23 protein-coding genes and 3 tRNA genes are annotated in these 23,180 nt (G+C 33.7%); 23 read left to right on the plus strand and 3 right to left on the minus strand.

The window, feature by feature from the left end:
- Positions 1 to 54: 54 nt before the first annotated feature.
- From BEN26_RS08070 to BEN26_RS08085, 4 genes are all read left to right on the plus strand, one after another.
- Positions 55 to 774, plus strand: a complete 720-nt coding sequence (locus tag BEN26_RS08070) for a pseudouridine synthase (RefSeq protein WP_068723781.1) — start codon at positions 55 to 57, stop codon at positions 772 to 774.
- Between the two features lie 83 nt (positions 775 to 857).
- Entirely contained in the window at positions 858 to 1,580 is a 723-nt protein-coding gene (locus tag BEN26_RS08075; RefSeq protein WP_069798753.1) for a response regulator transcription factor, read from the plus strand.
- Positions 1,581 to 3,329, plus strand: coding sequence for an ATP-binding protein (locus BEN26_RS08080; protein ID WP_069798751.1), 1,749 nt, complete (start codon positions 1,581 to 1,583; stop codon positions 3,327 to 3,329).
- Positions 3,330 to 3,526: 197 nt separating this feature from the next.
- Positions 3,527 to 4,429 carry a M14 family metallopeptidase gene (locus tag BEN26_RS08085; protein WP_069798792.1) on the plus strand — a complete coding sequence of 301 codons (903 nt, stop codon included), beginning with the start codon at positions 3,527 to 3,529 and terminating at the stop codon, positions 4,427 to 4,429.
- A gap of 50 nt (positions 4,430 to 4,479) precedes the next feature.
- Here the strand turns inward: BEN26_RS08085 and BEN26_RS08090 are convergent, their stop codons facing one another.
- From BEN26_RS08090 to BEN26_RS08100, 3 genes are all read right to left on the minus strand, one after another.
- Positions 4,480 to 4,974 (minus strand): inorganic diphosphatase, encoded by a 495-nt coding sequence (locus BEN26_RS08090; protein ID WP_068723785.1) that lies wholly within the window; start codon positions 4,972 to 4,974, stop codon positions 4,480 to 4,482.
- 137 nt (positions 4,975 to 5,111) lie between these two features.
- Positions 5,112 to 5,321, minus strand: coding sequence for a ferredoxin (locus BEN26_RS08095; protein ID WP_068723788.1), 210 nt, complete (start codon positions 5,319 to 5,321; stop codon positions 5,112 to 5,114).
- Positions 5,322 to 5,438: 117 nt separating this feature from the next.
- Positions 5,439 to 6,245 (minus strand): YneF family protein, encoded by an 807-nt coding sequence (locus tag BEN26_RS08100; protein ID WP_069798749.1) that lies wholly within the window; start codon positions 6,243 to 6,245, stop codon positions 5,439 to 5,441.
- Positions 6,246 to 6,467: 222 nt separating this feature from the next.
- Here BEN26_RS08100 and BEN26_RS08105 point away from each other — a divergent pair, with 222 nt between their 5' ends.
- From BEN26_RS08105 to fliF, 19 genes are all read left to right on the plus strand, one after another.
- Positions 6,468 to 7,538, plus strand: coding sequence for a helix-turn-helix domain-containing protein (locus tag BEN26_RS08105; protein ID WP_069798747.1), 1,071 nt, complete (start codon positions 6,468 to 6,470; stop codon positions 7,536 to 7,538).
- 6 nt (positions 7,539 to 7,544) lie between these two features.
- Positions 7,545 to 9,104 carry a RecQ family ATP-dependent DNA helicase gene (locus BEN26_RS08110; RefSeq protein WP_069798745.1) on the plus strand — a complete coding sequence of 520 codons (1,560 nt, stop codon included), beginning with the start codon at positions 7,545 to 7,547 and terminating at the stop codon, positions 9,102 to 9,104.
- Positions 9,082 to 9,663 carry a CPBP family intramembrane glutamic endopeptidase gene (locus BEN26_RS08115; protein ID WP_069798743.1) on the plus strand — a complete coding sequence of 194 codons (582 nt, stop codon included), beginning with the start codon at positions 9,082 to 9,084 and terminating at the stop codon, positions 9,661 to 9,663. Before BEN26_RS08110 ends, BEN26_RS08115 begins: the two co-directional genes overlap by 23 nt.
- 89 nt (positions 9,664 to 9,752) lie before the next feature.
- Positions 9,753 to 10,256: a LysM peptidoglycan-binding domain-containing protein gene (locus BEN26_RS08120; protein WP_181482244.1), complete on the plus strand. Its 504-nt coding sequence runs from the start codon at positions 9,753 to 9,755 to the stop codon at positions 10,254 to 10,256.
- A 392-nt stretch (positions 10,257 to 10,648) separates the two neighbouring features.
- Positions 10,649 to 11,644, plus strand: coding sequence for a 2-oxoacid:acceptor oxidoreductase family protein (locus tag BEN26_RS08125; RefSeq protein WP_068723797.1), 996 nt, complete (start codon positions 10,649 to 10,651; stop codon positions 11,642 to 11,644).
- A gap of 14 nt (positions 11,645 to 11,658) precedes the next feature.
- Positions 11,659 to 13,938: a thiamine pyrophosphate-dependent enzyme gene (locus BEN26_RS08130; RefSeq protein ID WP_069798739.1), complete on the plus strand. Its 2,280-nt coding sequence runs from the start codon at positions 11,659 to 11,661 to the stop codon at positions 13,936 to 13,938.
- 82 nt (positions 13,939 to 14,020) lie between these two features.
- A complete protein-coding gene (locus BEN26_RS08135) occupies positions 14,021 to 14,422 on the plus strand; it encodes a hypothetical protein (RefSeq protein WP_069798737.1) in 402 nt (133 codons plus the stop codon).
- 103 nt (positions 14,423 to 14,525) lie between these two features.
- Positions 14,526 to 15,434 carry a MerR family transcriptional regulator gene (locus BEN26_RS08140; protein ID WP_069798734.1) on the plus strand — a complete coding sequence of 303 codons (909 nt, stop codon included), beginning with the start codon at positions 14,526 to 14,528 and terminating at the stop codon, positions 15,432 to 15,434.
- Positions 15,435 to 15,673: 239 nt separating this feature from the next.
- Positions 15,674 to 17,308, plus strand: a complete 1,635-nt coding sequence (locus BEN26_RS08145) for a lactate permease LctP family transporter (protein ID WP_069798732.1) — start codon at positions 15,674 to 15,676, stop codon at positions 17,306 to 17,308.
- 104 nt (positions 17,309 to 17,412) lie between these two features.
- Positions 17,413 to 17,488, plus strand: a tRNA-Asn gene (locus BEN26_RS08150).
- Between the two features lie 40 nt (positions 17,489 to 17,528).
- Positions 17,529 to 17,620 (plus strand) — tRNA-Ser (locus BEN26_RS08155).
- An 18-nt stretch (positions 17,621 to 17,638) separates the two neighbouring features.
- Positions 17,639 to 17,729 (plus strand) — tRNA-Ser (locus BEN26_RS08160).
- 172 nt (positions 17,730 to 17,901) lie between these two features.
- Positions 17,902 to 18,183, plus strand: coding sequence for a hypothetical protein (locus BEN26_RS08165; RefSeq protein ID WP_068723807.1), 282 nt, complete (start codon positions 17,902 to 17,904; stop codon positions 18,181 to 18,183).
- Between the two features lie 313 nt (positions 18,184 to 18,496).
- The gene (locus tag BEN26_RS08170) at positions 18,497 to 19,087 is read left to right on the plus strand and encodes a genetic competence negative regulator (RefSeq protein ID WP_068723809.1); all 591 of its coding nucleotides are present in this window, start codon (positions 18,497 to 18,499) and stop codon (positions 19,085 to 19,087) included.
- A gap of 35 nt (positions 19,088 to 19,122) precedes the next feature.
- Positions 19,123 to 20,058, plus strand: a complete 936-nt coding sequence (locus BEN26_RS08175) for a D-alanine--D-alanine ligase family protein (protein ID WP_069798730.1) — start codon at positions 19,123 to 19,125, stop codon at positions 20,056 to 20,058.
- A 308-nt stretch (positions 20,059 to 20,366) separates the two neighbouring features.
- On the plus strand, positions 20,367 to 20,786 hold the full coding sequence (flgB, locus tag BEN26_RS08180) for a flagellar basal body rod protein FlgB (protein ID WP_068723814.1): 420 nt from the start codon (positions 20,367 to 20,369) through the stop codon (positions 20,784 to 20,786).
- A 3-nt stretch (positions 20,787 to 20,789) separates the two neighbouring features.
- Positions 20,790 to 21,242 (plus strand): flagellar basal body rod protein FlgC, encoded by a 453-nt coding sequence (flgC, locus tag BEN26_RS08185; RefSeq protein ID WP_069798728.1) that lies wholly within the window; start codon positions 20,790 to 20,792, stop codon positions 21,240 to 21,242.
- A gap of 16 nt (positions 21,243 to 21,258) precedes the next feature.
- Positions 21,259 to 21,561, plus strand: a complete 303-nt coding sequence (fliE, locus tag BEN26_RS08190; RefSeq protein WP_068723819.1) for a flagellar hook-basal body complex protein FliE — start codon at positions 21,259 to 21,261, stop codon at positions 21,559 to 21,561.
- 29 nt (positions 21,562 to 21,590) lie between these two features.
- The gene (gene fliF, locus BEN26_RS08195; protein WP_069798726.1) at positions 21,591 to 23,171 is read left to right on the plus strand and encodes a flagellar basal-body MS-ring/collar protein FliF; all 1,581 of its coding nucleotides are present in this window, start codon (positions 21,591 to 21,593) and stop codon (positions 23,169 to 23,171) included.
- Positions 23,172 to 23,180 lie beyond the last annotated feature (9 nt).

Here is a 23,180-nt window from a genome sequence, read left to right on the forward strand (position 1 = left end):
TTTATTTGATGTTGAAAAAAACTTTGATAAAGTAATTTTTAAGAGGTGTTGTCGTTGGAGAGATTACAAAAAGTTATTGCAAAAGCAGGAATTGCTTCTAGAAGAAAGGCAGAGCAATTAATTACAAGTGGACAAGTCTTAGTAAATGGAAAAGTTATTACAGAATTAGGAACAAAAGTTAACTTGGATGAAGATGAAATTAAAGTAAATGGTAAGCTATTAAAAATTCCTGAAGAAAAAATTGTTCTTTTGTTTTATAAGCCTAAAAAGGTGATTACAAGTATGAAAGATCCTAAAGGCAGAGAAACGGTTATGGATTATATAGATGTAAACTTACGTGTGTTTCCAATCGGGAGATTAGATTACGACACAGAAGGCTTATTGCTTTTAACAAATGATGGAGAATTAGCGAATCGCTTAATGCACCCGAGATATGAATTTAACAAAACCTATGAAGCGGTGGTAAAAGGAATACCAAGGGAAGAGGATTTGGACAAGCTCAGAAAAGGAATTTTATTAGAAGATGGGCTAACCTCTCCAGCGGAAGTGGTTAAATTGAGAGACCATAGAAACGAATCAATTATAAGAATCACAATTCATGAAGGGAAAAATCGACAAGTGAGAAGAATGTTTCAACATATTCAGTTTCCTGTACTTCAACTTAAAAGGATTCAGTATGGATTTTTAACGTTGAAAGGGTTAAAGGTGGGAGAATACCGTCTTTTGGAAGCTGAAGAGATTTCCAAACTAAAAAAAATGGTACAGTTACATTAAAAATTAAAGAATATCACAATAGAAATAAAAAATAAAATCAGATAAAATAAACATAAACATTGAAATGATGAAGAGGTGAAACCATGAATTCGGAAAAAAATTACCATGTTTTAATCGTTGATGATGAAGAAAGAATACGTAGATTATTAAAAATGTACCTTGAAAGAGAAGGATTTAAGATCGATGAAGCGGAGGATGGTACGACTGCATTAGAAAAAGCATTAAAAGCAAACTATGATTTAATTTTACTCGATTTAATGCTACCAGGTATGGATGGAATTGAAGTCTGTCAATCATTAAGGGAAAAGAAATCAACTCCGGTTATCATGTTAACTGCTAAAGGAGAAGAATCCAATCGTGTTCATGGCTTTGAAGTAGGTGCAGACGATTATGTGGTAAAGCCATTTAGCCCTAGAGAGGTTGTATATCGGGTAAAGGCTGTTTTAAAAAGAGCTTCCACTACAGCTTATTTAACCACTAGTCCTACAAAAACATCTAATATGATTGTATTTGATGATCTAGTTATTGATCATGATGCTCATAGAGTGACTGCCAATGGAATTGAAATCAACTTAACACCAAAAGAATATGAATTGTTACATTACCTCGCTTCTTCGCCGGATAAAGTATTTAGTCGTGAAGAACTATTGAAAGAGGTCTGGAATTACGAGTTTTTTGGTGACCTAAGAACAGTGGATACACATATAAAGCGTTTAAGAGAAAAACTAAATAAAGTATCAGTAAATGCTGCCAAGATGATAGGAACTGTTTGGGGAGTAGGTTATAAGTTAGAGGTGCAAAAATAGGTGATATTTCGAAGTGTTGTTGGAAAATTATGGATTACAATTATTATCTTTGTATCTATTATTTTGTCCTTATTAAGTTTATTTTTAATTCGATATTTTGACTATTATTATTATGAAAGGCAATCGACCAATCTCACAAACTTGGCAACAAGGTTATCTACAATTTTAACCGAAAATCCAGATAATCAAAACGCAGTAATCATGGCAAAAGATTTGATTGAAGCTTATAATAACACAAAGATGACTCTTTTTGATAAGGATTCATTAGATCAAAAAAAACTTTTGCAACATGGACTTACAGCTAAAGATATAGAACGAGTCTTTGTGGGAGAAACTTTAGTTTTACGTGTAATTGACCCAGCTAATCAAAAATCTGAACAGAGGAACGGGGATGAATTATTAGTTGTTGCCGTTCCAATTAAACAAAATCAAGCAAATGAAGCGCTTATATTGTCACAATCTTTAAGGGGATTATATAAATCCACGAAGGATACAAATAAAATTATTTTGTTTTTTACTGCAATGGGAATCGTGGGAACGACAATTTTTGCCTTCTTCTTATCTAGCAGAATTACAGACCCCATTCGACAGATGCAAAAGGCGGCAAATCGAATGGCACAAGGTGATTTTCATACTAAGGTTAGAATTCGTTCATCCGATGAAATTGGCGACCTAGCAATAAGCTTTAATCGAATGGCAAGCCAATTAGTAGAAACTGTACAAGCCTTATCAACTGAAAAGGAAAAGTTAGCCAATATTTTAAAAAGTATGGCTGATGGGGTTATTACGATTAATTCTGAGGGAAAAATCATCATGACCAATCCACCTGCAGAGAAATTATTTAATCATTGGCATGATGAGGATAATCAACTATACACGATTTTGAAAGAAACATTAAATGAGGTTTTAAAAGGAAAAGTGCCAATTAGCAAAGATATTCAATGGAATGGACAGATTTTTTCGATTGTCATGGCACCTCTTTATTCAGGCCAAGTGATAACTGGTGCGGTTACCTTACTTAGAGAAGTAACGTATGAAAGAAAACTAGATAAATTAAGAAAAGACTTTCTTGCTAATGTTTCTCATGAATTACGAACGCCAATCTCGATGCTTCAAGGTTATAGTGAAGCAATTATAGATGATATAGCACAAACAGACGAAGAAAAAAAAGAACTTGCCCAAATTATTTATGATGAGTCGTTAAGAATGGGGAGGTTAGTCAATGAATTGCTAGACTTGGCAAGAATGGAGTCAGGAAATATTCAACTCCAATATTGCAAAACGAATATTACGGTAACTTTAAATAAAGTGATCCGTAAGTTTTCGGCTTTAGCAAAGGATTTGGGAATAGAGTTAACAACTGAGGTAGATCCTAATATTAAGGAAGTATTTATTGATGTTGATCGCATCGAGCAAGTGATTACTAACTTAGTAGACAATGCAATGAGACATACTCAAAGAGATGGAAGAATTACCATGAGAGCAAAACCAAAAGGAATTAGAAAAATATTATTAGAAGTCGAAGACACTGGTGTTGGAATCCCTGAGGAGGATTTACCATATGTTTTTGAACGTTTCTATAAGGCTGACAAAGCGAGGACAAGGGGTCACTCAGGTACTGGGTTAGGTCTTTCTATAGTAAAAAATATTGTACATGCCCATGGTGGAAGCATCTCAGTTTCAAGCCAATTAGGACAAGGAACGACATTTTCTATTATTCTTCCGACTCATAATTTGACAAAAGAATAAGGTTACCGTCGAAAAAAATATGAAAATCTTGTTTAACGTGAAACAATCTTATTTACCAGGCAGAAGTTGGCATAGATGTCAATTTCTGCCTTTTTTCATAGTGTAGGAGGTCGTCACTTTTGTGGTAGAAACATTGGGAAATTGTAGGCATATTTTAATAGTAACTGTATAAAAGGAGGGTTCTGATTTTGAAATATATGATAAAAAAAGATGATATCGTGCAGACCAATGAAGAATATAGTTATGAGGACTTAGTTGCAGATATTGAGGCATTAAAAAGTAGATATCCTTTTATTCAAACCGATATTATAGGATCATCAGTAATGGGTAAATCAATTTATGCGATTCGCTTAGGAATAGGACAAAAAGAAGTATTTTATAGTGGTGATTGGCATGCAAATGAATATTTAACTGCACCATTATTAATGAAATTTGTAGAGGATTATGCAAAGGCATATACACAAAAAAGAACATTACGCGGATATGATATTGAATACCTTTATCGTAACAATTCGATCTGGATTGTGCCTATGGTAAATCCAGATGGTGTTGAACTCGTGATAGAAGGAATCACACCATCGCATCCGTTTTATCAAAGTGTACTTAGAATCAATTCTGGTTCGAAAGATTTTAGAGGTTGGACAGCAAATATAAGGGGTGTTGATTTAAATCATCAGTGGCCAGCAGATTGGGAGCAGGAAAATGATCGAAGTCCGCAAGTTCCATCTCCACGAAAATATGGGGGTACTAGACCATTAACTGAACCAGAAACTATAGCCATCTATGATTTCACAAAAAAACATAATTTTAGAATGGTGTTAGCCTTTCATTCTCAATGCCAAGTTATTTATTGGGGATTTAAAGGAATGGAACCACCCGAATCAGAAAAAATCGTAAACCGAATGGCTATTTTGACTGGATATGTCCCAGAAAAAACAGCATATAGTGGGGCAGGTTATAAAGACTGGTTCATTCAAGAATTTCGAAAGCCAGGATTTACAATTGAGGTAGGTATTGGGATTAATCCTTTACCTGTATCTCAATTCCCGCAAATTTATCGAGAAAATCTAACTGTTTTATTAGAAGCCCCTTTACTTTAAAAAATTAACAGAGTTCATCGTTAGATGAACTCTGTTAATTTTAATGTCACTTATTTACCTTCACTATATCTTGCAACACATTCTTCGTATAATTGAATAGCTACTTCTTTGTCCTTCCATCCTTCAATATTGGTTATCTTGTTTTCTAAGTCTTTATAGACTTTAAAGAAATGTTCGATCTCCTTCAAAATATGTGATGGCACATCGTTTAAAGTATTGACTTCTTTAAATCGCGGATCATCAGCTGGAACAGCTAATAGTTTTTCATCTTGTCCTTTATCATCAGACATAATAAGAACTCCGATCACTCTTGAACTGATCACACAGCCAGGAAAGGTTGGAAATGTTGTCAGTACAAGAATATCTAATGGATCTCCATCAAGAGCCAAGGTGTTTTCAAGATAGCCATATTCAGTAGGATAATGTACAGGCGAGTATAATACTCGGTCTAAACGAAATACCCCCTTTTCCTTATCAAACTCATATTTGTTTTGACTACCTGTTGGAATTTCAATAAATGCATCGACGATTAAGTCTTTAGACATGAATGTTGCCTCCTCAATTCATTATGTATCATATTTTTTGTTTACATTTGACATTATAGCAATTTGAACAAATAAAGCAAATATAGGTAGAAGCAAAAAACCACCTAGAAAATCTAGGTGGTTTTATGTAAGTCATATTATTCTTCAACTTTGATGGAGTCAGTTGGGCAACCTTCAGCTGCATCACGAACATCATCTTGAAGTTCTTCAGAGATTTCAGCTGTTCCTTGGTTGTCGTCTAAAATGTTATATGCAATACCATCATCATCGTAATCGAATACATCAGGAGCTGTTGCACCACATGCTCCGCATGCAATACATGTATCTTTATCTACCCAAGTTTTCATATTTTTCACCTCCCATATAAGTTGGATGTCCACCAACTCATTGTCCACTTCCCTTTTCTATTGTAGAATGTCTTTTAATATAATGCAATACTTGAAATTTAAAGTTTTTTAACTCAATCAATTAAAATTTGGAATTTTGGGTAAGGGTGCTCCTTGATACCAATCTTTATATAATAAAAAGTCCTTTTCATGAATTGCATTTGTCGAGATAAGAAATTGAATCAGTTCTTCTAAATTCATTGTAGTGTCTCGATTTGCTTTGGCATAGGCATCAATATGAACCGTTATATCTTCAGGTTTGTAAAAAGTGATGATCGTATCCTTTGCCAAGATCATGGCAATGATATAGTTCTTTTGGTGAATACTTGCCTTATTCCACTCATTCCAATTCACAAGTGACTCATCAATGTATTGGCTGATAGGATTCCTATTTTCCTGCTCCCAAACCCATATATGTCGATAAAATTGAGTTTGGCTTTGCAAATAATATTGAATCGCTTGATTTAATAATTCATGTCTATTAGGATTTTCTAGATATTGTTTCATTTGCTCCAAGCTTTGTTGAATTAGTTCAATACTCTTTTGTAAATAGGGAGAACTAAATTGATACTTGGTCATGTTCGTTTTCATTTCTTCAACAGATTTTTGCATGGAATTTACCATGTTAAGATCTATAGGGGATTGGTTTATTTTCTCATACACTTCTTTAAGCCACAGTTGAGTTGGTAAAAAAATAAGTTTATTAAAACTGATGATTTCAGCTTCTGTATAGGTGTTTTGATCAATATTTGTTGGCACATTAGCTTTTAATTGTTTTTCCATCACTTTTGCTCCTAAGAAAAAGCCTGTTAAAAATAAAATCAAAATAAACAAAATATAGTAAATAACAAAAAAATCTTTTTTAGATAAACGACTTGAATTCATAGAATCCTCCTACCAAATTTTAATTCTAATAGTTTTAGTATAAAAAAAACAAAAAGATAAATCTATGATAATATGTTACTAGAATGTTACACTTTTTATTGTTCATGATAGCCCACAAAAGTGACGAACTCATTCGAAGCATATTCCGATTACTTTTGTGGGGTCCCATTATAATAATGAAAAGAAAGTTTCTTTCTTTACAATTTAAAAAGGAATGATCACATGGTTCCCTTTTTTATCTTATGGGTGGTTTATCAATTAAATGGAGATCGCTCCATTACTGGGGTGGTGAGGATTTTAAAAGGATCGTATGCAAAGCAAACCATTCAAGATACGCAATTTTACAACCTTCATCCCTATTATGGGCTGTTTGATGGAATCTCGGCTAATGAAATAATAAATCAAATTGAAGAATTAACAAAACACCATTTTCTTTATATACAAAATGAACAATTGATCATTACTCCACAAGGTATCAATCAGTTAGATAAATTGAAGAGGAATATTGTTAAGAATCAACTATTTCATATCGAGCAAGATCATTCTATCTTATTAATTGATCGAACTACGAAAAATACGTTTTGGAAAAGATTAAGTTTGTTAATTCAAACATTATCTTATTTATCATACCATGATTTTCATTTTTCACCGGTGATTTCAGATCTTCCTGTTCAGAAATGGGTAAAGAAGCTTTTAATCTCGAATACAACAGATAGGGTGCAACGACTAACGAATCAGTTACATCTTGAAATGAATCAATTAAAAGATGATTTATCTGAACCAGAACAAAAAATACTTTTGTATCGTTTATCTGGACGACATCGAATGGCTTTTACATGGAGGCAACTTGAAGAAGAATTGGGCTATTCTATTCAAGAAATAAAGATTATGTTTAATAATTTGACCTATCGTTTGTTGCAAAAGGTTTATCATGACCCAACTCGTTTTAAATTATTGAATATGATATCAGAAATTGATAATAAAAGAAGTTATTTGTCTCCATCAACCATAAAAACGATGCAACTTTTAAATCATGGATTTTCAATTGAAGAAATTGCAAAAAAAAGAGGCTTAACAGAAGGTACGATTTATGATCATATCGTGGAGATCATTTTACATTCACCCATTGATCTCACAAGATTTACAGATGAATGGAAGATTGAACAAATTAGAGAGTTGTATCGATCTATAGGTTCAACAAATCTATCTGAATATAAAAAGAGGCTTGATCCAGCAATTTCATATCATGAAATACGTATGGTTTTAGCGGATCAAATAAAAACAAAAGAGTGATTGAAGATGTTAACAAAATATTTATCACGGTACTTTGGCTATGACTCATTTCGTGATGGGCAAGAAGAAATTATTCAACATCTTCTAAAAGGGGAGCATGTGCTAGGGGTATTGCCAACTGGTGGTGGGAAATCAATATGCTATCAACTACCTGCACTTCTTTTTCCAGGGATAACGATTGTAGTATCACCACTTATTTCCTTAATGGAAGATCAAGTTATACAATTAAAAAATATGGGCCTATTTATTGCTACATATATCAACAGTCAACTTTCTTATGAAGAGATCGTTTATAGATTGAAAGGTTTAGAACAAGGGAAAACTAAAATTTTGTATGTTTCACCAGAAAAACTACAGCAAGAAGCATTTTTTAATCGTTTAAAAAAAATGAATATCTCTCTTTTTGTGGTAGATGAAGCTCACTGTATCTCTCAATGGGGACATGATTTTAGAACGGACTATTTGCGATTAAGAGATTATATAGTTCAACTCAATGAGCCTACAGTCCTTGCATTAACAGCCACAGCAACCCCAATTGTTCAGGAAGATATTATTGAACAATTAGGCCTACAACAAATGTATAAAATCGTTACATCCCTTGATAGGAAAAATATTGCTTATGAAGTGATTCAAGTAGACACGATCGAAGAGAAAAAGGTAGTATTGTTTAATTTGCTTGAACATCTTCAAGGGCCGGGAATCATTTATGTAAATACTAGACTCACAAGTGAATGGCTATCTGATGAGTTAAAAAGAAATGGATTTAATCGCATAGAAGCTTACCATGCTGGATTACCTAATGAAGATCGATTGATTATTCAACAACAATTTATGCGAGAGGATCTAAACGTTATTATTGCAACGAAGGCATTTGGTATGGGGATAAATAAGAAGAATGTCAGGTTTGTCATTCATTATGATATCCCAGCAAATATCGAAAGTTATTTACAAGAGACCGGAAGAGTAGGAAGGGATGGAAAACAAGGATATGCTGCTCTCATCTATCAAAAAGGAGATGAAGAGACATCTATCCATCTTATCGATAACGAATATCCCGATAAGGAAAAAATACAGTTGGTTTGTCAACAAATCAATCAACAAAAGAAAGAAAATAATTTCAGAATAGAAGATTTTAAACAAGGGACAATATCTGAACAACAGTTAGAATTGATATTTTTTTATTTAGAAAAAATGGGCCATATTTCTTGGTTGAAAACAAAGAGTGGCTATAAAGTACAAAGGAATGAGGATATTTTATCTAATCGGTGTATAAAAGAACTTGAACAAATTTTTGAACAACGCAAAAGAAAACGATATGGTGAAGTGAATCACATGATTCAATTTGTCAACCAAAAGACTTGTAGACGGTTAAGCATTTTGGAGTATTTTTACGAACAAAATCTGGATAAGCCCGCCTTTTGCTGTGATATATGTGGTATAAAGATAGAGAAGATCTTTGAAAAAAGGGAAAAAACGATACAATACAATGCATGGAGTTGGGAACAGGAGTTATCTAAATTGCTTCCCATATCAAGGAGCGCTTATGAAAAAGAGAGAAAAAATTGATATAGAATCATTACCTGTAAGAGTATTGGTTATCAATCTTTACCTGACTCAATTTATTTCAGTAGGACTTGCGTTTATCCTCTATTTAATTTTACACAAAATGAATCCCATTGAAGCTATTGTGTCCATTTTACCCGGCAAATTGATTCAACCTGTGTTGGTTGGTTTTCTTTTTAGTCTCGTTGTTATAGTTGTTGACATCATACTATCAAAGAAATTACCTGAAAAATGGTTAGATGATGGAGGCATAAATGAAAAATTATTTCGCCATTTACCCATCTGGCATATTGCTATTATTACGGTAATGGTTGGTTTTGTTGAAGAATTTTTATTTAGAGGTGCCGTTCAATCTTATCTTGGCGTTTTTCTCACCAGTCTTATTTTTACTCTGATCCATTTTAGGTATTTAAAAAAATGGGTGCTCATTTCTATGACTTTTCTTATTAGTCTTGGTCTTGGATATTTGGTGATTTTAACTGGCCAATGGATTAGTGCATTTGTTGCTCATAGTATGATAGATTTTGTTCTGGGTATACTCATACGAAAGAATTGGTTATGAATAGCAAGCTTAAGCCTCAATGCAGGATTTTGGCTCATTTTATCGAATAAGAAGGTGGAAGAGGCAACAATCGAAAGGTAGATGTAATGATGGAACAGGTAAGTAAACAAGAAAATATTGAATACAGTTCACTACCACCCAGGAAGACAATTCATAAAAACAAAAAGAAAGCAAAAAAATATAAAATTAATCTATTACAACTGATTGTTGGAGCTTTTATCCTTCTAATCTTTATAACAGGCTATATCTTATACCCTGATCATGAAGCAAGAAAAGAACAAAATGGGATTCCTATCAATCCTCCTAATTTTGAAGTCATACAACCAGAGAGCAATCTTTCTTCTAATCAAAATTTAAATCCTAATCGTGAGAAGGATCAAAACGAGGTTGTTCAAGAAATAGAAACAAAAGAAGAAACAAAAGAAAGTATTCATATTGTTAAGCCTGGTGAGAATTTGTATAGAATTTCATTAAAGTATTATCAAAGTGGGAAATATGTCTCAGCATTAGCAAAATATAATGGTCTAAAGAATAGTGATGACCTATATGCAGGGTTTAAATTAAAAATTCCTGATAAATCATTGTTACAATAAACATTTTAAATTAATACATCCATAACATACGATTCATCTTTTATTGATGATTTTTTTTTTGCAGAAAATGTCATTTATAATCTGTTATAGTCGATAAAAATAATCTGTTATATATCTCATTATTTAGATAAAGATTAGTAAGTTTTTGAAAAACGTATTTGCACCAACAGTTTTCACTATGTACGTGTTGTTAACTAAGTGATAAATAAAAATTTTTCCGTATCTGTTGCTATATAATATTTATACTGTTATAATCAAAAATGAAAATAAGTTTTTATGTAATTGACTTATTTACACAGCGGATATAATCAACAAATAGAAAATATTGTTATATCCTTTGTTAAGTGTCTGTTACACTATTTTAGATCTAATGGGTGAGGAGGTATATAAATATGTCAAAATTACCAATTAAAAATGAGCTAGGTTTTTTTGAAATTCGTTTAGAGTCTATTGGGGGACTTGGTGCTCATTTAGCAGGAAAAATGTTAGCAGAAGCTGGCGTACTTGGGTTAGGTCTTAATGGTGCCCACTTTTCTTCCTATGGGTCAGAAAAGAAGGGTTCTCCTGTAAAATCCTTCATTCGCTTTGGGGAAGGTGAGATTCGGGCAAGTAGTCCAGTAGAACGCCCACACATTGTTGGGGTATTCCATGAAAATCTTTTTAAAACGATCGATGTTGCAAACGGTTTATATCCAGATGGAGTAATCATTGTCAACACAACAAAATCTCCAGATGAGATTCGTGAAAAACTTCATATTAAATCTGGAACAGTTGCAGTCATTGATGCGTTAGGAATTTCAGTAGAAGAAAAAACTCGTGTAAATACAGCAATGTTAGGTGCACTTTTCCGTTTTGCTGACTTCTTAAATCCAGAAGCCATGAAAAATGTAATTCGTGCTACCTTTGAAGAAAAGTATCCGAAATTAGTTGATTCCAATATTCGTACCTTTGACCGTGGATTTAATGAAGTTAAGTTTAAAACTTACGAAGCTGAAGAAGGGGCTAAGGCTGAATATGTACGTCCAAAGCCAGTATTAGGTTATGAAACTCAACCTATTGGTGGAGTGATTCTTAATCCAGGGAATAGTATTCTTAAAGACTTAAGTGGTTCAAGGGAAGGCTTCTTACCTGCTTTTGAAATAGAAAAATGTATTAACTGTGCTTCCTGTGACATTGCTTGTCCTGATGGTTGCTTTGTATGGGAAGAAAAAGAAGACAAGAAAGGTCGTCCACAATTATTCTTACAAGGAATCGACTATCAATATTGTAAAGGTTGCCTAAAATGTGTAACAGTATGTCCAACACAAGCACTCACTACATTGAGAGAAACTGAGGGATATGCTGATGAACATCGAGTACCACATCAATTTGTTTTAGCATCTAATTAAGGGGAGGGGTTATAATGGCTATCGAAGAAAAAGATTTAAAGATAGAACAAAAAGTAGATATAAAAACAGGTAATGAAATGGCAGCTTTATCTGTTGCACAGATTAACTTCCACGTGATGGGTTATTTTCCAATCACCCCATCTACTGAAATTGCAGAATTTCTAGATGAAATGAAAACACGTGGTGAACATGATATCGTCATGATCCCTGCTGATGGCGAACACGGTTCTGCTGGTATCAACTTTGGGGCTGCAACTGGAGGCGGACGTGTATTTAATGCAACCAGTGCAAATGGATTCTTATATATGTTAGAACAATTACCAGTTCAATCAGGTTCCCGTTTTCCAATGGTGCTTGATTTAGTTACTCGTTCTGTCAGTGGGCCTTTGAACATTCGTGGAGATCATTCTGACCTATACTACGGATTAAATATAGGATGGCCAATTCTTATTGCTAGAGATCCACAGGCTGTATATGATATGAATATTATCGCTACGCGACTAGCTGAACATAAAGATGTACGTTTACCTGTCATTGTAGCTTATGACGGTTTTGTGACTTCTCACCAAAAACGAAGAGTACACTATTTTAATGATCGTAAAATTGTTCAAGATTTTGTTGGAGAAATGCCAGAAGGTTTTGTTCACGCATTAGATCCTAAGAATCCTGTAACGATTGGTCCATATATGAATGATGATTATATCAATAATAAATATCAACAATCACTAGCTATTTACAAAGCTGGAGAGGTATTTAAGCAAATTGCGGCTGAATATAAAGATTTATCAGGACGCGAATATCCTGTTTTAGATGAATATATGATGGAAGATGCGGAAGTAGCTTTATTCTTACTTGCATCTGCTGCTGAAACAGCGAAAGATGTAGTAGATAAGCTTCGTAAGCAAGGAATAAAAGCTGGGGTTATTTCACCTAATATTATCCGTCCATTCCCAGCAGAAGAAATCCGTAAATCCTTGAAAAATGTGAAAGCTTTACTTGTAGGTGAACGAGCTGACTCATACGGTTCTAATGGTGGTAATTTATCTCATGAAATTAAAGCAGCCCTTCAGGAAGATAAAGAAAACCAAACGATTGTATTAACTCGAATCTTCTCATTAGGTGGAAAAGATTTCTATTTCGATGAGGCTGAAGATTTCTTTAAGTTAGCTATTGATGCTGCAGAAAAGGGTTATGCAGAAGTACCTTTTGACTATTATGGTGTTAACCCTGGTGATCCTGATAAAGCACCTAAGCGCGTTCTTGAACCAGTAAATACTGATGAATTTAAAACAGGACTTATTAAGGTTGAAAAGGACGAAAATACTGGAAAATTGAATGTAAAAATTCCACCTTTACGTCAATTGATGAAAAAACCTAGACGTTTAGCTCCTGGTCATGGAGCATGTCCAGGCTGTGGAATTTTCCCTGGATTAGAAACGTTCTTTAAAGGAATTGAAGGGGATATCGTTGTTCTTTTCCATACTGGTTGTGGAATGGTTGTTTCTACAGGTTATCCTTATAGTTCACATAAAGGAACTTATATCCACAATCTTTTCCAAAACGGTGCTGCAACGCTTTCAGGATTAGTAGAAATGTTCTGGGAGAAAAAACGCCGTGGAGAAATAGAAGTAAGTGACGACTTCACCTTTGTAATGGTTACTGGTGATGGAGGTATGGATATTGGTATGGGTCCATCGATCGGTGCTGCATTACGTAACCATAAAATGATTATTATTGAATATGATAATGAAGGATATATGAATACAGGAAGTCAGCTTTCTTATTCTACGCCAATTGGGCATATGACATCTACTTCTGGTGTAGGAGAAAAACAAGGTGGTAAAGAAACTCATCACAAAGACACGGCTCAAATTATGGCTGCAACAAATATTCCATATGTTTTTACTGCAACAGAAGCATTTCCTCAAGATTTAATTAAAAAGGCAGCAAAAGCACAATGGTATGCACAAAATGAAGGATTAGTTTATGGTAAAATTTTAATCACTTGTACGTTAAACTGGAAAGTGAAAGATGATCAAGGAGCTGCTATTGTTGGCACAGCGGTTAATTCTTGTTTCTTCCCACTTTATGAGGTTGAACATGGTGTAACGACTATCACTTATAATCCAGAAGAAAAAGGGAAAAGGGTACCCGTAAGTGAATGGTTAGGAATGCTAGGTAAAACAAAACATTTACTAAAACCTGAATACGAATCAACACTTAAAGCATTTGAAAATGAAGTGGAACTTCGTTGGCAGCGTCTAAAAGCTAAACACGAAAATCCATTATTGTAATCAAAGGAAGGACCTCAATGAGGTCCTTTTTCCGTTCTATTTAGCTTATTTTTTAATAAGTTAGATAGAGGGGGATGTTTTTATGTTTCCAATATTATATCTTTTCCAAGTTATGATTGCCGCGATTTTAGCATGGTACACAGTTTATGGGTATGCTGGTTCACCTTCAACAGGAGATCAATTATCAGATTGGGTTTCTTTTTTTATAGCTGAAAAACAAAATCTTTTTTATACCTTTGCACTATTATATTTGATCATGTTTATTTTAAGTAAGCCTACAAAATATGCAATTAAAATTCTAAAAAATCGAAAAATATCTATGTATCAATGGAAAAAATGGCAAGCGATCAGCTTATTATTAATTATTTTTGATGTATATTTCTATCTTATTATTGAAGTTAACGTTTATTTTTTCATTCCTTTTTTGTTATTTTTGATCGTAAAAACTTTTACACGCAAAGAGCAAGGGCTATTTCAAAAATAGCTCTTTTTTATTAAATAAATTCAGAAAAAATAAAAAAATTTTCAAAAACTTGTTATAATGAAAATAAATAGAATATTTAGATAAGATTCAGAGGGTGGGGCGAATGGAACGAGAATATTTAAAAAAGGGAATATATAATGTTAAAGCCATTTCAAAAAAGTTAGGAATACAACCTGGCACATTAAGAGCCTGGGAAAGAAGATACAAGATCGTTACCCCGAAACGAAATGAGGTTGGTCACCGAATTTATTCCGAACATGATCTAATGGTTTTAAAGTGGCTTGTAGATAAAGTCCAACAAGGTTTTACGATTAGTCAAGCGGTTGATTTACTTCTAGAAGAAGAAAAAAATTTAACTTCATTAATACCTTCGGATGAGATCTTGAATCTGAAAAAGGAGGAGATCCAAAAAAAGATATTCAATTCGCTTTTGGAATTTAATGAGGTAGAAGCTGAAGAATTGATCAATTATGCATTAAGTTTTTATCAAGTAGAAACCATCCTAATGGACATTTTATTACCGATTGCAAAATCAAGTGAGGGAATTACTAAATCGATCACAGAAGGTCAATTGAGATATATTAAAAATTGGATTCGAATTAAAACATTATCTATTTATCAACGAATCCCAATCCGGCCTATATTACCAAAAGTACTTACAATATCGGCATCTGATGAACTAGATGAACTAGTGATTATCATATTATCTATTTTTTTAAGACTTAGAGGCTTCGAAGTGTATTACTTAGGACAATCTTTAGATAAGAAAATTATAATGACCTTGTTACATAAACTAGACCCGGTTTTCCTTTTCACTATCGAAACAGAAGAGCTTACAGTGATAAATCATCTTTTGCCTTGGTTATATGAAAACTTTTCACATGTGAAATTAGGAATTTTAGGTGCTAAATCAGAAGAGAGCCAAAAACATCATTTGGGAGAAAGTATGAAAGAATGGGAAAACTGGTTGAATGCTAACTTAAATACAAATGATATGTTGATGAATTCGTAAAGCTTCTTAGATGAAGCTTTTTCTTTTTTCAATTTTATTTACTATCTAAAAAGTTTTGTAAAAAAGAAATTTTACTATTGCGAAGATAACGGTTTTATTATTTAATTAGTATAGTAGCTAGAACAGGTGACCTGATGACCTAACTATCATAACTAATGGAAGGGATTGTATACCTTAAAAGGATAACGCTTTCACTAATTCTAGCTATAATAGATAATAAATATAGGGGAGAGTAAGATATGTGGAAACAAATGTATGATCCAATGAATTCAATTTTTTTATCAGCTCTTATAACTACGATTCCAATTTTTTATTTTCTTTGGGCACTAGCAATTAAAAAAATTAAGGGACATATTGCTGGATTAACAACAGTTGGTTTAGCTATTTTAATTTCCATCATTGCTTTCAAAATGCCTGTTAAACTTGCAATGATTTCGACCAGTTATGGTGCTCTCATGGGATTATTCCCTATTAGTTGGATCATTGTATCTGCAGTATTTTTGTATAAAATTACAGTAAAGACTGGGCAGTTTGATATTATACGTAATTCAATTGTTACAATCACAGAAGATCGAAGGTTACAAACTCTGCTAATTGCTTTTTCATTTGGTGCATTTTTGGAAGGAGCCGCTGGTTTTGGTACACCAGTAGCCATTTCTGCTGCACTACTTACTGGGTTAGGGTTTAATCCTTTATATGCAGCTGGATTAAGTTTGATTGCCAATGTTGCGCCTGTTGCATATGGAGCAATTGGAATACCTATTACTGTGGCAGCAAAAACCACAGGAATTGATGCGATGGCAATTAGTCAAATGATCGGTCGACAAATGCCCTTCTTATCCTTATTAACACCTTTTTGGTTAGTTTTTATTATTTCTGGTTGGAAAGGTATGAAAGAGGTATTACCTGCGATTCTTGTTTCTGGAGGATCTTTTGCTATAGCACAATATCTAACTTCAAACTTTATTGGACCAGAATTACCTGATATAACGGCTGCTTTATTAAGCCTTTTAACAACAGCATTATTTCTTAAAGTATGGAAACCAAAACAAACTTTCAGATTTGAAGATGAGAAAAATGATTTATTAAATAAAGTGGTTTCAAGTAGAGAAACATATACCTCTTTACAAGTCATAAAAGCATGGTCACCATTTATTTTACTTACTGTTTTTGTAATCTTATGGGGTATTCCAGTAGTTCAGTCTATTTTAACAAAGACAAATATTTTGTTTAATATTCCTGGGCTTCATGAGGCCGTGATCAAAACTACACCAATTGTTCCTAAGGAATACGCCTATGAAGCAACTTTTAAATTTGACTGGCTTGCGACTGCTGGTACTGCAATCTTTTTAGCAGCATTCATTAGCAAGTTTATAGCTGGAATGAAAATGAGTGAGTGGTTAAAGACGTTAAATGAAACAGTAAAAGAATTAATCTTTCCACTAATTACAATCGTTTCTGTGTTAGGGTTAGCCTATATTTATAACTATTCTGGAATGAGTGCTACTTTAGGATTAGCTCTATCAAGAACAGGACATCTTTTCCCGTTCTTTGCCCCGATTTTAGGGTGGCTGGGAGTATTCTTAACTGGTAGTGATACTTCTGCCAATGCTTTATTTGGCAACTTACAAAAGATTACAGCCAATCAAATAGGTGTTGATCCCATTCTTACGGTGGCAGCAAATACAAGTGGTGGTGGGACTGGGAAGATGATCTCACCACAATCTATTGCAATTGCAACTGCTGCAACTGGATTAGTGGGTAAAGAAGGAGACTTATTTAGGTTCACATTAAAACATAGTGTTATGTTTGTGATCATCGTTGGAATTATGACTTATATTCAAGCATATTTCTTGACTTGGATGATTCCATAGAATGTTTTCAAAAAATGTATCCTTGTTTATTGAGGATACATTTTTACCTCATAAAAAATGTTGATTTTTTATCTTATTTCGTCTAATATATGTATTGTAATTGTTCCTCGTTAGCTCAGTCGGTAGAGCACTCGGCTGTTAACCGAGTTGTCGCAGGTTCGAGTCCTGCACGAGGAGCCATTTTTATCTCAATTTATGGAAATTTTTATCATCATTTTTTGGAGAGGTGTCCGAGTTGGCCGAAGGAGCACGATTGGAAATCGTGTAGGCGTTAAAAGCGTCTCGTGGGTTCGAATCCCACCTTCTCCGCCATCAAATTGGTAAAGATTTGGAGAGATACTCAAGAGGCCGAAGAGGACGGTTTGCTAAACCGTTAGACCGGGTTACCGGTGCGAGGGTTCGAATCCCTCTCTCTCCGCCATTACTAATGAAGTAAGGGATTCTCACCGCGAGGGGTTCTCCCTCAGCAAGGGTGATGAATCGCAGGAATGTACCTAATAGGTACTTTTTTTATGTAAATTTTGGGTTGTATATAGAAATTCCTATATGTTAATTCTATAAATGAAAGATTTTCATATAGGGGTGAATCATTGATGTTCTGGAATAATCAAAGACGAAAAAATAATTATTTCTTATGGGGTATGTTATTTGGAGTAATTACCGGTGGATTTGTTGCCTATAGAATGATGAACCAACCGATGAAGACAGAAACATCCCAGAAAAAAGTTGAAAGTAAACCTTCAGTAGATCAATCCACGCATACAAACAATCAGAAAGGAATGGAAGTGGAGCAAAAAGACATGAAGCAACTCTTTGATACATTTTTAAATGGTACTGAAGAAGAGTTACGAGCGAAAGCAAATGAACTGAATTAACTAAAGGATTTAAAAAAGCACTAATTTGTAAAAGCATCCAAACATTTGGATGCTTTTTATTGAGCTCTCCAGAAAAGTAGTCTGAAAACGATTCGAAGAAATTGGTCGCTTTTGAGGATTTTCTTATGCAACTCTTTTCAATTTGAAACGTAAAATGATGTATAAGCGTTAAATAATAAGACTTAGTTTTCAAACATATCATTTATTGTTATAATATAATTTATACTTTTATTTATTACATTTTCGAACTAAAGTAGGCTATTCATCATATTCTGTATTACAGGTTTTGTAATTTGAAAGGGGGGTCCCTATCATGCGCGTAGAACGATTAGGTAAAGACAAAATCAAAATCTTTTTAACCTTAGATGATTTGAGTGATCGTGGCATTAAAAAAGAAGATCTTTGGACAGACGTACCTAAAGTGCATGATCTATTTAATGAGATTATGGAAGAAGCTTATGAGGAATTAGGATTTGAATTATCAGGACCCGTCGCTGTAGAAATATTTGCTCTTCCTGCACAAGGGATGGTTGTAATTGTATCGAAAGGAAAAGAACAGATTTGGGCAGATGAAGAGACTGATGAAGATCTATTTGCTTTGGAAGTTACTTTAGAGGAATCAGATTCTATCATCTTTGCTTTTAAGGATTTTGAAGATCTAATCGAAGCAGCCAAGCGAGTAAATTCATATTTAATGTATGGTGGAGAATTATACTTCTATAAAGGACATTATATTTTAGTTTTTGATCAAATGGACGTTCTAGACAAAAATGTAGATGATTTCATTGCATTGCTTTCAGAGTATGGAGAAGTGTCTCCAATATCAAAAGCCGTTCTTGAAGAATATGGGAAAGTAGTTGTGAAAGAGGATGCAGTTAAAATTTTAATTAACCACTTTTCATAAATAAACATACAGACAGTCATGAGGAGTTGAATGGTTTGTTAAATGTTGCTGTGATTTATGGAGGAAAATCAAAAGAAAGAGAAGTTTCGCTAAGAAGTGGTAAAGGTGTAGCTAATGCGTTAAAAGCAAAAGGGTGTAATGTAAAAGAGATAGATTTTACGTCTATGGATTTTATATCTAGTCTTCAAGGAGTCGATCTCGTTTATTTAGCATTACATGGCCGATTTGGAGAAGATGGTCGGATTCAGGGCTTATTAGATATATTGGAGATTCCTTATGTTGGGTCTGGAGTCCTTGCAAGCGCTCTAGCTATGGATAAAGCGAAAGCTAAAAGAATTTTTGACTATGTTGGAATCCGTGTAGCAAAAGATTTATTCGTTCAAATAGAAGATAAAGAAAGATTGAATTTTGATGCGATTGAAGAAGATTTTGGATTTCCTCTTGTTGTTAAACCTAATCAAGAAGGCTCCACGATTGGTCTCTCCATTGTTAAGAATAAAAGTGAGTTAAAAGAAGCCATAAATCATGCATTTACCTTCGATAAACAAATTCTTATTGAAGAATTTATTTCTGGTACTGAAGTGACAGTGGCGGTGTTAGAAACAGCATCAGAGATTCAAGCTTTACCAATCATTGAAATTATACCAAATAAGAATCAGTATTATGACTATGAATCAAAATATGCCCCTGGTGGTAGTGATCACATTATTCCTGCAAGAATTAATAAAGAAACTGAAGGTTTATTGAAAAAATGGGCAATAGAAGCACATCGCCAATTAGGATGTGAAACTTTGTCTCGAGTTGACTTTATTATTCCTAGCGATGGAAGTTTACCAGTTATTTTAGAAGTAAATACTTTACCTGGAATGACAGAAACTAGCCTTTATCCCGATGCAGCCAAAGCAATTGGGTTAAGTTATGAGGATATTGTATACAAATTGGTTGAAATTACATTGAATAAACAAAAATAATAAAATTGACCTATAAAAGACCTATTTTTTATAAAAACAGGTCTTTTTTTCTTAGTTCATATTATTTTTTTATAATGCCAACACTCTATTTGTTGCTTTAGACCTAGATACAAAATAGGTCTTTTTGATTTGTTTGGAATTTGTTAACATTTTCAATATAGGCATTAACGCTTGATTATGTTAACAATGTTACACTTTTAGTCAAATTTACAGAGATTTTATAAAGAAATTGTCGAAACGTGAAGGAATTTAGTGCTACAATATGGAATGATGTTATCTTAGGAAAAACCTCTTAAGGAGGATTAGATATGAATATATTTTCAAACAATATCAATTTATTACAACGGGCGTTAGATGTATCATCTTTACGACAAAAAGTGTTAAGTAATAACATTTCTAATGTTGATACACCAGGATATAAAACATTGGACGTCTCTTTTGAAGATATCTTAAAAAATGAACAGGAGAAAAGTATAAAAATACCCAGGTTTAAAGGCTATCGAACTGATCCTAGACATATAGCTATCGGTTCACAAATGAACGATTTGTTTCAACCGAAAATAGTAGTTCAAAACCAGACTTCTATTTTTAATCATGAAAATAATGTTGATATTGAATCAGAAATGACCAAGTTAGCAGAGAATAACCTGTGGTATAATACCTTAACCCAAGTCACGAATAAAGAATTTGGTATGTTACGTTATGTAATTACAGAGGGGAGAAGATAATCAATGAAATTATTTTCGACTATGGATATTAGTGCCTCTGCTTTAACTGCCCAAAGACTAAGAATGGACGTTATTTCTTCTAACATTGCAAATGCAGAAACAACTAGGGATAAGTATGTTGATGGAAAATGGCAGCCTTATACTCGGAAAATGGTTGCTTTACAACCAAATACTAGCCTAAGTTTTGACACGGTTTTAAATCAGTATACTGCTGATACATCCTATGTAGCAGGAGTGAGAGTATCTAAAATTGTTGAGGACAAAACACCTTTTAAACAAGTATATCAACCTAACCATCCCGATGCAGATGAGAATGGTTTTATTTCCTTGCCAAATGTAGATATATTGAAAGAAATGGTAGATATGATATCGGCAACACGAGCTTATGAAGCGAATGTCACAGCATTAAACTCTACTAAATCGATGTTGATGAAAGCTTTAGAAATTGGAAAATAGAAAGGAAGTTTTTTAAATGGTAGAAAATATTAGTCTACTTACGGGCTTGTCGAATAATATAACAAATCAAAAATCTATACAATCTGTCCCAAATGCTTCAACTCCTTTTTCTGATGTTTTAAATAATGCTTTAAAACAAGTAGATGAAGATCTTAAAACAGCTTCGGTATTAAGTAATAAAGTTGCAACTGGAAACGTGACAGACCTTCATCAAGTGATGATTGGGCTCGAAAAGGCAAACCTGGGTTTACAACTAACTGTTCAGGTTAGAAATAAAGCAGTTGAAGCTTACCAGGAAATCATGAGAATTCAAGTATAATTCCTTGGTAGGTGAGGAGAGATCACATTGTGAATGATTTTTTGATGAAATATAAAACTAGATTTCTAAATTTCTGGCAACCATTAGAGAAAAAAAGAAAAATCATGCTCATTTCTACAGCGATTCTATTACTGAGTTCTTTAACTATTTATACGATTTTAGCTACTAGAACACAATATGAATTAGCATTTAGAGATTTGAATGAAAAACAAGCAGGGACAATTGTCAAAAAATTAGATGAGATGGGAGTTCCTTACCAATTAAGTGCTGGTGGGACAAGCATTCTTGTACCTGAAGCCCAAGTGTCAAAAGTGAAGGTCACCTTGGCACAGGAGGATGTTTTGGGAAGTGGAAATATTTATTCTAAATTTTGGGATAATTCTTCTTTTGGAATGACTGATTCTCAATTTAAAGTTCTGGAACGAGGAGCAATAGAACAGGAATTGCGTGATCTAATCGTTAACGGAATAAAAGGTATAAAAGATGCACAAGTGATGATTACAGTACCAGAGGAAAAAGTTTTCTACAGTGAGGATCAGGATAAGTCAACTGCCTCTGTCGTAGTAGACGTTGATCCAAGTGAGCAATTAAGTCCAAATCAGATTAAAAGCATGTATAAATTAATATCTTTAAGCGTTCCTAATCTTCCTGTGGAAAATATTACTGTAGTAGACCAGTATGGGGAAACATTGGAATACATAACAAATGACCAAGGGTCAATAAATCTAAATTCATATGATCAACAGAGACAAATCCAATTAAAGTTTCAACAAGATCTTAAGAAAGATTTAGAAAGAATGTTAGGTACGGTTCTTGGACAAGATAAAGTAATTGTTACCGTTTTTGCAAAAATGAATTTTGATCAAGAAAAAACGGTTCAAAACCTTAAAGAACCTGTTATAGACGGTAGAGGAATTGAACGTAGTGTTGAAAAAATACAAGATTCTTTCACTGGGCAAGGAAGTACACCAGGTGGAATAGCTGGAACAGGGAATACACAAGTTCCTACCTATCAATCAGGAGATAGTAATGCCGGTAGTTCCGAACATCTTGAAGAAAGAATAAATTACGATGTGAATGAAATAACCAAGGAAATTGTCAGCAGTCCTTATCGATTAGAAGATTTAAGTATCAATGTAGTTGTTGATTTAAAAGACGACACAGATCCGAATTCACAAGCTGCACAAACCAAACAAGCGATTAGAGATTTAATTAAACCAATTGTTTTGGCTGCCATTGGTAATCAATCTGATAATTCTTTAAATCAAACAGCAATCGATCAAAAAATAGCAGTTGTAGCTCATACCTTCCAAAGTCAGTCACCATTAGTGAACAATAATGGCGGGTCGATGAATCCCCTCCTATTTTATGGTGCAATTGGATTATCTGTATTAGCTATTGGTGGAGTTAGCTATACTGTCGCAAGACGTAGGCGTAAAAAGCGCGAAGATGAAGAAGAACTTGTATCAACTGAAGTAAATCCTCCAGAATTTGATTTTACCCCAGTGTTGACTGAGGAAGCAGCACTTCTTCAAGAAATACAAAAATTAGCCAAACAAAAACCGGAAGAATTTACAAAATTAGTACGAGCTTGGTTATCAAAGGAGTAAGGGGGATCG

This window comes from Tepidibacillus sp. HK-1, assembly GCF_001748485.2.
Taxonomy (GTDB): domain Bacteria; phylum Bacillota; class Bacilli; order Tepidibacillales; family Tepidibacillaceae; genus Tepidibacillus_B; species Tepidibacillus_B infernus.